Source organism: Bifidobacterium sp. ESL0798 (genome assembly GCF_029395415.1).
GTDB lineage: Bacteria > Actinomycetota > Actinomycetes > Actinomycetales > Bifidobacteriaceae > Bifidobacterium.
The window spans coordinates 986,213-999,081 of the sequence record NZ_CP113914.1 but is presented as its reverse complement, the minus strand read 5'-3'; the positions used below and the strand labels follow the sequence as shown (position 1 = coordinate 999,081).

11 protein-coding genes, 1 tRNA gene and 2 pseudogenes are annotated in these 12,869 nt (G+C 57.9%); 4 read left to right on the top strand and 10 right to left on the bottom strand.

The genetic code is table 11. From position 1 onward, the window contains the following. Window positions 1-28: 28 nt before the first annotated feature. From OZX74_RS04200 to OZX74_RS04170, 7 genes are all read right to left on the bottom strand, one after another. The gene (locus OZX74_RS04200; protein WP_277157273.1) at window positions 29-1,099 is read right to left on the bottom strand and encodes a GTPase Era; all 1,071 of its coding nucleotides are present in this window, start codon (window positions 1,097-1,099) and stop codon (window positions 29-31) included. Further along, a complete protein-coding gene (locus tag OZX74_RS04195) occupies window positions 1,092-2,498 on the bottom strand; it encodes a hemolysin family protein (protein WP_277157272.1) in 1,407 nt (468 codons plus the stop codon). The genes OZX74_RS04200 and OZX74_RS04195 overlap by 8 nt, the downstream gene beginning before the upstream one ends. A 16-nt stretch (window positions 2,499-2,514) precedes the next feature. Then, window positions 2,515-3,081 (bottom strand): rRNA maturation RNase YbeY, encoded by a 567-nt coding sequence (gene ybeY, locus OZX74_RS04190; protein ID WP_277157271.1) that lies wholly within the window; start codon window positions 3,079-3,081, stop codon window positions 2,515-2,517. After that, window positions 3,078-4,223, bottom strand: a complete 1,146-nt coding sequence (locus tag OZX74_RS04185; protein WP_277157270.1) for a PhoH family protein — start codon at window positions 4,221-4,223, stop codon at window positions 3,078-3,080. Before OZX74_RS04185 ends, ybeY begins: the two co-directional genes overlap by 4 nt. Window positions 4,224-4,229: 6 nt before the next feature. Beyond that, window positions 4,230-4,562: a histidine triad nucleotide-binding protein gene (locus OZX74_RS04180; RefSeq protein ID WP_277146644.1), complete on the bottom strand. Its 333-nt coding sequence runs from the start codon at window positions 4,560-4,562 to the stop codon at window positions 4,230-4,232. 164 nt (window positions 4,563-4,726) lie between these two features. Beyond that, on the bottom strand, window positions 4,727-5,524 hold the full coding sequence (locus OZX74_RS04175; RefSeq protein WP_277157269.1) for a 16S rRNA (uracil(1498)-N(3))-methyltransferase: 798 nt from the start codon (window positions 5,522-5,524) through the stop codon (window positions 4,727-4,729). Between the two features lie 128 nt (window positions 5,525-5,652). Further along, window positions 5,653-7,038, bottom strand: a complete 1,386-nt coding sequence (locus OZX74_RS04170) for a polysaccharide deacetylase family protein (protein ID WP_277157268.1) — start codon at window positions 7,036-7,038, stop codon at window positions 5,653-5,655. Window positions 7,039-7,271: 233 nt separating this feature from the next. On the opposite strand from OZX74_RS04170, the gene OZX74_RS04165 reads away from it, so the two are divergent. From OZX74_RS04165 to glgC, 4 genes and pseudogenes are all read left to right on the top strand, one after another. Further along, window positions 7,272-7,360: transfer RNA gene (locus tag OZX74_RS04165), tRNA-Leu, on the top strand. Between the two features lie 148 nt (window positions 7,361-7,508). Further along, window positions 7,509-8,057: pseudogene (locus OZX74_RS09125) on the top strand (TrmH family RNA methyltransferase); the annotation flags it as partial. A 138-nt stretch (window positions 8,058-8,195) separates the two neighbouring features. Next, window positions 8,196-8,513: pseudogene (locus OZX74_RS09120) on the top strand (TrmH family RNA methyltransferase); the annotation flags it as partial. 185 nt (window positions 8,514-8,698) lie between these two features. Next, window positions 8,699-9,940 carry a glucose-1-phosphate adenylyltransferase gene (gene glgC / locus OZX74_RS04155; RefSeq protein WP_277157266.1) on the top strand — a complete coding sequence of 414 codons (1,242 nt, stop codon included), beginning with the start codon at window positions 8,699-8,701 and terminating at the stop codon, window positions 9,938-9,940. Window positions 9,941-10,084: 144 nt separating this feature from the next. Here the strand turns inward: glgC and OZX74_RS04150 are convergent, their stop codons facing one another. The 3 genes from OZX74_RS04150 to OZX74_RS04140 form a co-directional block, all read right to left on the bottom strand. Then, window positions 10,085-10,660 carry a metal-sulfur cluster assembly factor gene (locus tag OZX74_RS04150; RefSeq protein ID WP_277157265.1) on the bottom strand — a complete coding sequence of 192 codons (576 nt, stop codon included), beginning with the start codon at window positions 10,658-10,660 and terminating at the stop codon, window positions 10,085-10,087. Between the two features lie 190 nt (window positions 10,661-10,850). Then, window positions 10,851-11,408, bottom strand: a complete 558-nt coding sequence (gene sufU / locus OZX74_RS04145; RefSeq protein WP_277157264.1) for a Fe-S cluster assembly sulfur transfer protein SufU — start codon at window positions 11,406-11,408, stop codon at window positions 10,851-10,853. A gap of 2 nt (window positions 11,409-11,410) precedes the next feature. After that, the gene (locus OZX74_RS04140) at window positions 11,411-12,682 is read right to left on the bottom strand and encodes a SufS family cysteine desulfurase (protein WP_277157411.1); all 1,272 of its coding nucleotides are present in this window, start codon (window positions 12,680-12,682) and stop codon (window positions 11,411-11,413) included. Window positions 12,683-12,869 lie beyond the last annotated feature (187 nt).

Here is a 12,869-nt window from a genome sequence, read left to right as displayed (position 1 = left end):
AGCGTCCGCGCTTTTCAAGCTACTTGTATCAGAAGCCTAGACGCTCGAGCTGCTTGGGGTCGGACTGCCAGCCTTTGGCGACCTTGACGTGCAGGTCGAGCTTGGACTTCTGGCCGACGATACGGTTGACGGCGGTGCGCAGGCGCTTTTTGACCTGGACCAGATGCTCGGCACGGTGACCGATGATGATGGGCTTCTGCGAGTTGCGCTCGACATAGATAGAGACCATGACGTGGGCCTTGCCGTCTTCGGTTTCGGGATTGTCAGACTCCCCGGGACGGTCGATGGAGTCGACGACCACGGCCAGCGAGTGCGGCAGCTCATCGTCCAACTCCTCGAGAAACGCTCCGCGTACCAGCTCGGCGATGGTATCCTCGGGCTTCTCCTCGGTGATCTGGTCGTCGGGATACATCTGCGGGCCTTCGGGTATGTTGTCGATCAGCACGCGCTTGACTTCTGAGACGTTGTCGTGGCCCAGAGCGCTGACCGGCACCACGTCGGTGAAATCGGCGAACTGGCTGATCTCGATGAGCTTGGCCATCAGCTCCTGACGGTTGAGCTCGTCGATTTTGGTAACGATGGCGATCAGGGGCACCTTCCAGACGAACTTGCCATGTTCATGGTCATCGTTGCGTTTATTATTTTGAGCACCGTTTCCACTTTTGCCAGCACCGGTATGCTGTTTGCTGCTTTCGCTGCCATCCTTGACCTTGCGCGCGAACTCACTACGCAGCCGGCTCAGGATGCGCTTGTCCCCCGGACCGATCTCCTGATCGGCGGGCAGCAGGAATGCGATCTCGTCCACGTCGCTCAACGACTCATCCACCACGTCGTTCAGACGCTGCCCCAGCAAGGTGCGCGGACGGTGGATGCCGGGAGTGTCAACCAACACCAGCTGGGCGTTGTCGGTGGTCAGGATCCCACGAATGGCCTTGCGTGTGGTCTCCGGACGCGAGGAGGCGATGGCGACCTGCGTGCCGATCAATGAATTGATCAGCGTGGACTTGCCGACGTTCGGACGTCCGACCACCGCCACAAAACCGGAACGATATGGCTTGTTGCCTTCATCCGGCTGTGTGTTGTTCGCTTTATCAGTCATGTTGTTCGTTTTCCTTTACGTCCTGTTTCATGTTTTCATCGGTTTTATTATCATCGTCTTCAGATTTGAATGTTGCCGGCTCCACCACGATGGTCGAAACCTTCTTGCGACGGCCTGCAGAATCGACGGCGGTCAGGCGCAAGCCTCGTGTCACCGCGCTCATCCCGACGATTGGCACGCGGCCGAGCAACTTGGTCAGCAAGCCATAGACGGTGTCCACATCGTCCTCGTCGATATCGACCTCAAAGAGCTCCTCGAGGTCGGCGATCGGCGTGCGGGCAGGCATCTGCCACTTGCGCTCCCCGACCTTTTTAGGCTCGGTGTGCTGGATGCGGTCGTGCTCGTCCTCCAGCTCGCCGACGATCTGTTCGATGGCGTCCTCGATGGTCACCAATCCGGCTATGCCGCCGTATTCATCGATGACCACAGCTACATGCTGACGGGTGCGCTGCATCTCGTGGAACAGATCATCGACCGGCTTGGATTCCGGTACCAGCATCGGTTCCCGGCAAATCGATTTGACTTCGCGCGTTCGAGCCTCCGGGTTGAAGGCCGTGGCGCGCACGGCGTCCTTCAGGTAGGCCATACCGACCAAATCATCAACGTCTTCGCCGATGATCGGGATACGCGAGAAGCCGGAACGCGAGCACAGCTGCAGAAAATGCTCAAGCGTGGAATCGGATTCGACGCAGATCATGTCGGTACGCGGCACCATGATTTCGCGGGTCAAGGTGTCGGAAAGCATGAGCACATTGCGCAGCATCTCGGCAACCTCGGGGTCGAAATCATCGGTTTCGACCAGCCGATCGATGGTCGCACGCCCCTGCTCGCGCTGGATCTTCTCGAGTTCTTCGTCGTCGGAAAGCTCGTCCTCCTTGTCGCGACGGCGCTGGTCTTTGCCTTCTCCGGCCTTGGCGAAAGGCGTCAAGGCAACCGCCAGTGAAATAGTGCCGGAGAATCGCATCATTACGTCGAGCGGCTTCGACGCGCCTGCGGAACGCGGACGCAGCAGCACCGACACCACCGCCACAATCAACGCGAAAATCACGCCGGTGACCAGCGCAACCCACAGCGGCTGCGAAACCAGCATCACGATGATGGCGACCAAAACCCCGTCGAAGACGTTGCAGAAAATACGGAAGAACGCGCAGGAACCTGAGGTTGCATAGCGGTCGACGATCAGCTTCTGCACCTTGTGGACCTTACGAATCTGCTTGGTCTGCGCAAACTTGCCGAGGTCGTCATCATCGGTCTGAATCTCGATGATCCGGTTGTTGAGGCTGGCCTTGGTGACGCGTGAAACCGCGGATTCGCTCGATGCCATCATCAGCGACAACCACACCAGCAACGCCGCCACGATGACGAGCACCACCACGGTGACCATGGTCAAGGTATCCATTTTCTTACGTACTTTCCTAGTTCTTCTCACCGTTTAACGGCTTATCAATGTTACGCCCAGAGGCATGGTTCGCGTCCCATTGGGCCAGCAAATCCGTGGAACCCGCCGGCAACTCGGCCTGCGGCACCGGCTGGTCGCGCACGGCGAAGAAGGTAAGCAACAACTGACGTTGCAGACCGAACATCTGTCTCTCCTGTACAGGGTCGACGTGATCGTAGCCGAGCAGGTGCAGAGTACCGTGAATGGCCAGAAGCATCATCTCGTCCATCGTGGAATGTCCGGCAGCCGCAGCCTGCTGCGCGGCGACCCACGGGCAGATGACGATATCGCCCAACACGCCTTCCATGATCTTGCCATCCTCGCCCGGACGCAGCTCATCCATGGGGAAGCTCATGACGTCGGTCGGCCCCTCGAGCTGCATCCAGCGCATGTGCAGCTGGGCGATCGGATCGGGGTCGACGAAGAGTATGGTCAGGTCGGACTGCGTGCTCACCTGCATGCGTTCCATCACCCACAAACCCAGGTCGGAGAAGAGTTTCGGATCGATCTGCCAGACCGTCTCATTGGTGACTTCGACGCTCAACGGCGTTCCTTTCCGTTCGGTTTGTGCCCGGATTGTTCAGCGGCATGGGCGTCATAGGCCTCAACGATCTTGCCGACCAGCTCATGACGCACCACGTCCTGCGCACCGAGATGGGCGAAGCTGATGCCATCGATATGCCCAAGGATCGATTCGATGGATTTGAGCCCCGAATGCGGCACGGCCAGATCGATCTGGGTGACGTCACCGGTGATGACCATCTTGGTGTTGAAGCCGAGACGGGTCAAAAACATCTTCATCTGCTGTTCGGTGGTGTTCTGCGCTTCGTCAAGGATGACGAACGCATCGTTCAAGGTGCGGCCGCGCATGTAAGCGAGCGGCGCGACCTCGATGGTTCCGTCGGTCATGTAGCGGTGCATCTGGCCGGCGCCGAGCATATCGGAAAGCGCGTCATAGAGCGGACGCAGATACGGGTCGACCTTGTCGTTCAGCGTACCAGGCAGGTAGCCGAGGCTTTCGCCGGCCTCGACCGCCGGACGCGTAAGGATGATGCGGCTAACGCGACCATCTTCGAAAGCACGCACCGCCTTGGCGACGGCGAGATAGGTCTTGCCGGTTCCTGCCGGTCCGATGGCGAAGGTGATGGTATTGGCATCGATTGCTCGAACATAGAAGACCTGACCGGCGGTTTTCGCACGGACAGGCTCGCCGTTGGCGAACGCGATGACACCTGGGACATGGCGATTGGCGAAGGAACGTTTGGCTTGCGAATCATAGTCTTCGTCATCGGTACCGAAACGGGATTTCGTACGCTGGCCCACCCCAGCACCGGCGAATCCGCGCGTATACGAATGCTGCGCATAACCGCGTCCGCGACCGCCGTCACCCATCAGGCCGGCCTTCTTGCCGACCTGCCGGGCCTCGAGCATCCGCCGCACGTTCATCGCATCGGCCGGCGCCTTGTACGCCGCGTCGATGATGTTGTTCAGCACGTCGAAGACCTTGTCGGCCTCGACGTCATCACGCTTGTTGTAAGCGGCGATCTCGATGCGATTGCCCCGTACGAACACGTTGACTTCGGGGAATGCGTGCTGCACTTCGGCAAGCACCTTGTCGCCCGAGCCCAGTACGGCAACCGGATCGAGTTCGGTAGGAATGGTGATGACACGTTTCGCGCTGGCCACCCCTGCCTACTCCTCCATCGTTTCGCCGGTCAGCACATGGGCATGCACATGGAAGACGGACTGCCCGGCATCCTTGCCCGAGTTGAAAATGAGACGGAACGCACCATGGAATTCCTTATCCGCAATGGACTGCGCGACCTCGACGATATGCGCGAGTTCGGCGGGATCGGCCTTGGCCAGTTCGGCCACGTTGGCATAGTGCTTCTTCGGCACGACCAGCACATGGACCTTCGCCTTGGGGTTGAGGTCGTTGAACGCGTAGGTGGTGTCGTCCTCATACACCTTGGTGCTCGGGATCTCACCCGCGATGATCTTGCAGAACAGGCAATCGTCGGCCATATATGCTCCTTGGATAAAAGCTTCTCGGACGCTGTTGCGCCCTACTCCCCCATGCTATTAGCCCGCACGGATAATTACGCTGGCGATTACACGCGCCGATCGTAAAATGTTCGCACAACGTACGTCAAACGCGACGAAGGCATTATTTTCCCCGCAACGATCATTCAGGCGAACCGTCCGAGCGTTCGTGCCAACAGCGACAAAGCCACCGGTCCGGCGGTCGAGGCGCGCATGATGTTGCTGCCGAGCACACAGACCTCGGCACCGGCGTCGGTGAATTGCCCGACCTCGTCATCGCTGATGCCGCCTTCGGGGCCAACCACGACGTAAATCGTGCGCGGTTTGCCGTCATCCAGACAACGCTGTTCGAGTGCGGCGACCTTGCGCTCGATGCCGTCCCAAGTCGCCGTCGCGTCTTGGTGCAGTACAATCACAAGCTCATGATGGACGCAGGCCCGCCGGCAGATCGCCACAACGCCTTTGGTGTTCACACACTCATCCAGCGCGGGTTTCCACGCGCGACGCGATTGTTCCGTGGCGGCCACCAGCGTCTGGTCCCATTTTCGGTCGGTACGCCCGGCCTTCCACTTGGAAATCGAACGATTGGCCTGCCAAGGTATAACCTCGTCCACGCCGATCTGCGTAGCCATATCGATGGCCTCAACGTCATGTCCGGTTTTCGCGAGCGCCTGCACTAGAGCCAGCCTGGTGACCGGCTGCTCAACCGTCGTGAATTCCGAGACCTTGACCAGCCCGTTTTGCGTATCAGCCACTTCGGCGTCGATGCATAGGCCCCGTCCGTCAGAAAGCTGGAGCCTATCTCCGTTTTGCAGGCGCATGGCACCCATCGCGTGCCGTTTGATGGCAGGCGGCAGGGTTATCGTCCAGCCTGCGCGCAGCTCGTCGCGATTGACCGGCACGTCGTCGTTCTCGGCGTCGAATACAAAAAGTGGACTTGTCATGATTCAAGGCTACCGGAGCCTCGGACGAATCGGTTTTACGGCTGGCTTCGATCATTATTTTAAGGCCATTAATGGATATTCAATAAAGCCATACCATCCATGTCCTCGGCTCATTCGCAAGCCAGAACCTACATATGCAGAATATCGTCACGGGAATAGTAGACGGCACCGGCTCGCGGATATTCGCCGGTGAGCTCCGGAATCGTGACGAAACGATAGCCTTTCTTTTTAAGCTTTTCGATGACACCGGGCACGGCCTCGACGGTATGCGGGTGGATATCGTGCATCAGCACGATGGCGCCCGGCTCGATCTGCGACATGATTTTGCGCGTCAAGCTCGCCGAAGTGGCCCCATTCGACCAGTCGTAAGAGTCCACACCGTAAACGGCCACGGCGGCACCTGTCTTCTGGCCGATATACGTACGGCTCGCCTCGTCTACGGCGCCATGCGGGGGCCGGACAAGACTGACGGGAAGCCCTGTGGCCGAAGCGATGGCTTCGCCGGTATCGTCGAGCTGCTGCCGCTCGTGATGGTTCTGCATGATGGCCGGCAGGTCCTCATGGCTCCAGGTATGGCTTTCCACCGGGAAGCCAGCCTGAGAGACCTCACGTGCGAGCGCCCCACCGTCGGCCTGCACCTTCTGGCCCATCTCAAAGAACGTCGCGGCGGCGTTCGCGGCTTTGAGACCATCTACCAGTCTTGGAGTCAACGTCGGATCCGGTCCGTCGTCAAAGGTCAGCGCCACGCAATGTTGTGCGCCACAATCGATGCCTTTTGTCTTGTTATGCGCAGCTACGGCTTTGTCCGCCGCAGCATAGAGAGCATCTTCGTCACGTTTGCAAACAGAGTAGGGGGCCGCCTTCGTAACGTCGGCGTTTGCTCGATCGATCTGCTTATTGAGTTGTGCCAACGTTCCGGCATCGATGCTGCTTTTCTGCGATTTTGCAAAACCTGCCGCGCCGTCAGACACGAACTTCAGTTCAACCTGAGCGGTATTGGAAGCCCCGGCATCTGAATCATACAGAACAAACAGGGGTTTGAACGCCTTGTTGAGCATCGCAATCTGCCGTTGCAGTGTTGCCGTCCAGGCACGTTCCCGTTTGGTTTCAGCGTTGAGTTTCGGGGTTAGTTGACGGGTCGTGCAGGCCATGACGGGATTGGCAAATTCCTCCGCCGCAATCTGTTTACGTTGATTCTGTGCGATCTTCAAAGCGCTTCGTACCTGTTCAGGAGTATGCCCGGACAGGGTTTTCGAGTGAGAGCCGTCGTCCGTTCCAGCTTGCCTGACCAATGCAGCATCTTGCGCGATCACCGTATCCAGATGCGCAGCGGCCAGCTTATACGAATTCCCCCACTGCACACACTGCCCCATACCCTTGCGGTAGTAGGAATACACCGGATTAAACAAAGCTACACCTAAGGCCGCAACCAGTGCAACCACCAGGACCACCACCAAGACGACACGCGTGCCACGTTTCTTTCCGCTTTTCCGTGACTGCTGCACTTGTGCCATATCGTCCCCAATTCCGGTGTATCCAACCAACAAGCTCTTATTCTATCGTGTGTCCGTTAAAAATATTCGCTTGATTGATACGGAACCGATATTTAACTTTGTGGCAGTATTCTCACGGAATCAGGCAAGAATAAATCCCGATTCTCAGTAATCGAATAAAGTCTTTCGACACACCGGGCTGCCAAACAGCGACGGATTGGTGTATAGTATTATCTGTTGCTTAAACGACACCTGCCCAGGTGGCGGAATGGTAGACGCGCTAGCTTGAGGTGCTAGTTCCTATAATTTTACAGGAGTACGGGTTCAACTCCCGTCCTGGGCACGAATATTGAAAGTCTGAAACCCCTTGGAAATCAAGGGGTCTTAGTGTATCTGGCCACTTTTAGGTGCCAAGTTTGGCAGCGTTTTGGCAACAGATGACACAAAATGGCACAGTTTATAGCGACTTCGTTATCAAAGGACTTCAGAGTATGCGGATCATCAATATCGAGTCGGTCGACGACGAACGGGTGGCCGCGTACGTAAGCCTGACCGAAGCGCAGCTGCGCAACCGGCTTGAGCCGGAAAAGGGCATTTTCATCGCTGAATCGCCCAAGGTCATCGACCGGGCTCTGGCCGCCGGACGCGAACCGGTCTCGCTGCTGGTCGAGGAACCCTGGCTTGCCGGCATGGCCGATATGTTCGAGCGCATAGACCAACGCTGGGGCAAGGACGTTCCCGTGTATGTCGCCTCTCCTGAACAACTGAAAAAGCTGACCGGCTATCGTCTCCATCGTGGAGCGCTGGCCGCTATGCGTCGCTGGAAACTGCCGAGTGTCGCGGAACTGTGCAAGAACGCACGTCGGATTGCGGTGATGGAGAATATCGTCGACCACACCAATGTCGGCGCGCTGATGCGTTCGGCCGCCGCGCTTGACGTCGACGCCGTGTTGGTTACGCCTTCCTGCGGAGACCCGCTCTACCGTCGGGCGGCCCGAGTCTCCATGGGTACGGTATTTCAGGTCCCGTGGACGCGTATCGATGCCGAAACGCTGGGCGCCGACAACCCTGATCACCACGATGCACTATCAGGGAACACCGCCGACAAAACAGACCCCGCAGCCGACGACAGCAACCGTATGGGAAACAGCGACTCTCGAAATCTCCACACCAAAGAGGAGGACCGGAAATACTGGCCGGTCCGAGGGCTCAAGGAATTGCACGAGTTGGGCTTCACCACCGTCGCGATGGCGTTGACCGACGATTCCATCAGTCTGGATGAGCTGACCCGACGTCTTGACAATGATCCGCAGAATCCCGACCATATCGACAAGCTTGCCCTCGTTTTCGGCACGGAAGGCGACGGGCTTTCGCACCGCACCATCGCCAACACCGACCTCACCGTCAAGATTCCGATGAGCAACGGCGTCGACAGCCTCAACGTGGCCGCTTCCAGCGCCGTCGCCTTCTACGCGACACGAGCGAAGAAAAATTAGACGTTTGCAGACTTCCTAGGCGTTTCGCGTCGGCTCAATCCGATACAGTGATTGATAGAAGTGGTCGTGTGCAACGAAGAACGCCTCACGGCTCCGCAGGTGGTGCAAGTACGGTTCCTATTGCATCGGCACTTGGGCCGGAGAATGAAAATGACTGGTAGAAAGCAGTAATCAGGAGGTCAGGAATGGCGAAGAATCCCAAAATACTGGCTATTGTATTGGCGGGCGGCGAAGGCACGCGTCTGATGCCGCTGACAAGAGACCGCGCCAAACCTGCGGTGCCGTTCGGCGGCGTCTATCGTCTCATCGATTTCCCGCTCAGCAATCTGGTCAATTCGGGCTATTCGCAGATCGTTGTATTAACGCAATACAAATCTCATTCGCTTGACCGCCATATCTCCAAGGTATGGCGTTTCTCCCCCCTGCTCGACGCGTACGTCTCCCCCGTCCCAGCGCAGCAACGGCTCGGCAAGCATTGGTATCTGGGGTCTGCGGACGCGGTGTACCAGACCATCAACATCATCGAGGACGAACAGCCCGACTATGTGGTCATCGTCGGCGCCGACCATGTCTATCGCATGGATTTCAACCAGATGCTGAAACAGCATATCGAGTCCGGTGCCGCATTCACCGTCGCCGGCATCCGTCAGCCCATCGAGGCTTCCAATCAATTCGGGGTCATCGACGTCGACCCGGAGCATCCCCATATGATCCGCGGGTTCAAGGAAAAGCCCGAAACCACCGAGGGACTGCCGGGGCATCCCGACCAGATACTGGCCTCCATGGGCAATTACATCGCCAATACCGACGCGCTTTTCGATGCGCTAGCACGCGATGAAAAAGCCGAAAACACCAAGCACGACATGGGAGGCGACATCGCCCCCTACTTCTCCGAACGGCACGAAGCCGGCGTCTATGACTTCAGCGAAAACGAGATTCCCGGAGCCACCGGCTACGACCGCGCCTACTGGCGCGACGTGGGCACCATCAAACAGTTCTATGAGGCCCACATGGACCTGATCGAATACAATCCCCCGTTCAACCTCTACAACCAGGATTGGCCAATCTACACGCTTTCCGGCAATCTTCCGCCGGCCAAGTTCGTCCGTTCGGAGACCAACCGCATCGGGCGGGCCACCGAGTCCATCATCTCCCCCAGCGTCATCGTTTCGGGCGGAGACGTGCAGCATTCGGTGCTTTCGCCTAATGTCCGTATCAATTCATGGTCGCAGGTCGTTGATTCCATTCTCTTCGATGGAGTCATCGTCGGCCGCCGCGCACGTGTCTGCAAGGCCATTCTCGACAAAAACGTCATTTTGGAAGAGAATGCGACCGTGGGCATCGACCATGAGCACGACCTTGCCCGAGGCTTCACCGTTAAAGACGGCATCACCATCGTGCCGAAGCATACGGTCATCAAGGACTAAAAATTCTTAGTCACTTTTCAAAACGCACGATCGCAAAACTGACGATCGCAAATCATGATATTGCCTTGAATATTGCGAAACCGCCGTACCCGGATAATCTTGGGTTCGGCGGTTTCATGATGCCTTGTAAGGCTCAATCCGCAATCAGTATTTCGGCATGTTGTCGAAGTTGAAGCCGATGGCCTCCAGCTGTTCGCGGCCTTCCGGTCGGATCATATCGAGCGTCCAGCGCGGTTGCCATGTCCAGTCGATGCGGAATTCCTCAACCAGACCGGCCAAGGTCGAGGCGCATTCATCCTCAAGCAGGTCGGTCAGCGGGCAAGCGGGAGTCGTCAGCGTCATCGTAATGATGGCCCGTCCCTTTTCGTCGATCTCGATGCCGTAGACCAGGCCGAGGTCGATGACGTCGATGCCGAGCTCGGGGTCGATGACCTGATGCAGCGCTTCCCGCACGTCGGCGGCCGTGGCCTTGCCGATGTCATTGAACGAAGTCAGCGGAATACCGGTCTCATCGTCTTTGACGGTGTCACCTGCGGATTGTGCAGAAGCCTCTGCCGTTGCAGGATCCGTTTCATCCTGTCGGTCGAACTTGTCGAGCGAACCCACCGCGTGGGGATTGGCAACGGCGGCCTGGCCCTTTTCCTCACTGCCGAGCGCCTTGACCGCTGAATCGAGAATCGAGGATTGCGGTGTCGGAACGAGATTGTCTTGGCTTTCCATGTTGCCTCCTGTTGCGGTGAAACCATACACCATTATGTCATGTCTTCAGTTCGATTACACAAGCGAATAGCATAATCAGCCTATCCACAAAATGCCGATACCAGAGTTCGTAAACGGCCTGCCTGCGCTGGTATCGGAATGCGGCAACGATTCTTGAGCCTGCCGGATTATTGCCGGTCGGACGTTTGGCTTATTTGTCCGCCGCCAACGCCTTGGCGAGCGAATCCTTGAGACCGGCCCATCCCAGCAGCGCGCATTTGATGCGCATCGGGTATTTCGAAACGCCTTGGAACACCACGGCATCGCCCAACGCCTCTTCGTCGGCATCGCTGTCCAAGCCGGCACCACGGGATTTCATCAGCTTCTGGAACACGCCTTCAAGCTCCATGGCTTCTTCGACGGTCTTTCCGTCGACCAGATCGACCATCATCGACAGGCTGGCCGTGGAGATGGAGCAACCGCTGCCGTCCCATACCAAACGCTCGATCTTGTGCGGTTCGTCCTGCGAGACCTCGACATGGACCGTCACCTGATCGCCGCAGGTCGGGTTGAACTGGTGTGACTCCCCCGGCGTGCAGTATTCGTGGCTGGCACGTACCGTCGTCTCCCCGGTATCGCTGCTTTCATTCGGCTCGATCGTGACGTCGGAGGCGAAATGCTCCTTGCCATGCGGATGTTTCGAGGCGTCGAGAATGACCTCCTGATACATCTGCTCGAGATCGTCGCCGCTCATGCCAAAATCACTCATATTCACACCTCAAAAAACGCGCGGACCTTACCGGCCGTTTCGACTACTTGCTTGGCCTCCTCGACGGTATTGTACACGCCGGTCGAAGCACGGGACGAAGCGAACAGGCCGAAGTGGCGGTGAACGGGCTGGGCGCAATGATGACCGACACGCACGGCGATACCCTGTGCATCGAAGAACTGACCGACGTCATGCGGGTGCACGCCTTCGACATCGAAGGAGACCGTACCGATGCGGTCCTTGGTCTCCACCGGACCGAGCACGCGGAAACCGGGGACATCGTTCAACTTCAAGAGTTCCGCGGTGATGGCCTTTTCATGGGCTTCGACGTTTTCCATGCCGATGTCGCGCATCCAGTCGGCGGCAACACCCGCAGCCACGACCTGCGCCACCGGCTGGGTTCCGGCTTCGAAGCGTTCCGGTGGAGCCATATACTGCGCCGGCTTGTCCAGCCAGGCGAGCTCGACCATCGAACCGCCAAAGCTGGCCGGCGGCAAGGCTTCCAACAGCTCACGTTTGCCGTAAAGGAATCCGGCACCGGTGGGACCGTACATCTTGTGGGCGCTCCAGGCGGCAAAATCGACGTTCATCTTATGGAAATCGATCTTGAGATGGGGCACGGACTGGCAGGCATCGAGGATGAAGATGGCACCGACTTCGTGCGCCCGCCTGATGATCGGGTCAATGTCGGTGATGGCACCGGTGACGTTGCTGATATGGGTGATCGCCACAATCTTCGTGCGATCGGTGATGACCTCGTCGGCGGTGTCCGAGCGAACACGTCCGTCCTCGGTCAGATCGAACCACTTCAAGGTGGCACCGGTGCGCAGGGCCAGTTCCTGGAACGGAAGCAGCACGGAATGATGTTCGGCCTTGGAGACGACGATCTCGTCACCCGGACCGACGACGAAACGTTTGGCCGCTTCTCCCCCGCGTCCGAGCGAGGCATTGCCGATGGCCGTGGCCAGCAGATTCAGCCCTGCCGTGGCACCGGCGGTGACGACGACCTCTTCCTCGCCTTCTTCGTAGTTGGCGCCGACCAGCTTGGCGACCTTGGCACGTGCCTCCTCAAAGGCAACGGTGCTGCGAGCAGCCAGCTCATGGGCCCCACGATGGACCCCGGCGTTGATCGTCTTATAAAACTCCGACTCGGCGTCAATCACGCACTGCGGCTTCTGCGCCGTAGCCGCCGAATCAAAGTACACGAGCTGATGCCCATGTACCTCCTGATCCAAAATAGGAAACTGTTCCCTCAACCCAACAAAATCCACCATCATAGCCTTCAATCTTTAAGCTACCGCTCTCAATGACTTCTATTCAATCCTAATATTATTTTTCAGGCGAAAGCCTGCAAGATTTCGATACTCGATGTATCGAAATCTTCCAAAGCCCTAAAAAACCTGACCAACAAACGTTACATAAGCGGATTGGGGAAAAAATGCGATGCTGAGGAGTAAAGCT

Bases quoted from the DNA above. Each gene is read 5' to 3' on its own strand.
- sufU (WP_277157264.1), bottom strand. From the start codon at position 11,408: ATGAGTGATTTTGGCATGAGCGGCGACGATCTCGAGCAGATGTATCAG.
- OZX74_RS04200 (WP_277157273.1), bottom strand. From the start codon at position 1,099: ATGACTGATAAAGCGAACAACACACAGCCGGATGAAGGCAACAAGCCA.
- OZX74_RS04195 (WP_277157272.1), bottom strand. From the start codon at position 2,498: ATGGATACCTTGACCATGGTCACCGTGGTGGTGCTCGTCATCGTGGCG.
- OZX74_RS04170 (WP_277157268.1), bottom strand. From the start codon at position 7,038: ATGGCACAAGTGCAGCAGTCACGGAAAAGCGGAAAGAAACGTGGCACG.
- glgC (WP_277157266.1), top strand. From the start codon at position 8,699: ATGGCGAAGAATCCCAAAATACTGGCTATTGTATTGGCGGGCGGCGAA.
- OZX74_RS04150 (WP_277157265.1), bottom strand. From the start codon at position 10,660: ATGGAAAGCCAAGACAATCTCGTTCCGACACCGCAATCCTCGATTCTC.
- OZX74_RS04140 (WP_277157411.1), bottom strand. From the start codon at position 12,682: ATGGTGGATTTTGTTGGGTTGAGGGAACAGTTTCCTATTTTGGATCAG.
- OZX74_RS04180 (WP_277146644.1), bottom strand. From the start codon at position 4,562: ATGGCCGACGATTGCCTGTTCTGCAAGATCATCGCGGGTGAGATCCCG.
- OZX74_RS04175 (WP_277157269.1), bottom strand. From the start codon at position 5,524: ATGACAAGTCCACTTTTTGTATTCGACGCCGAGAACGACGACGTGCCG.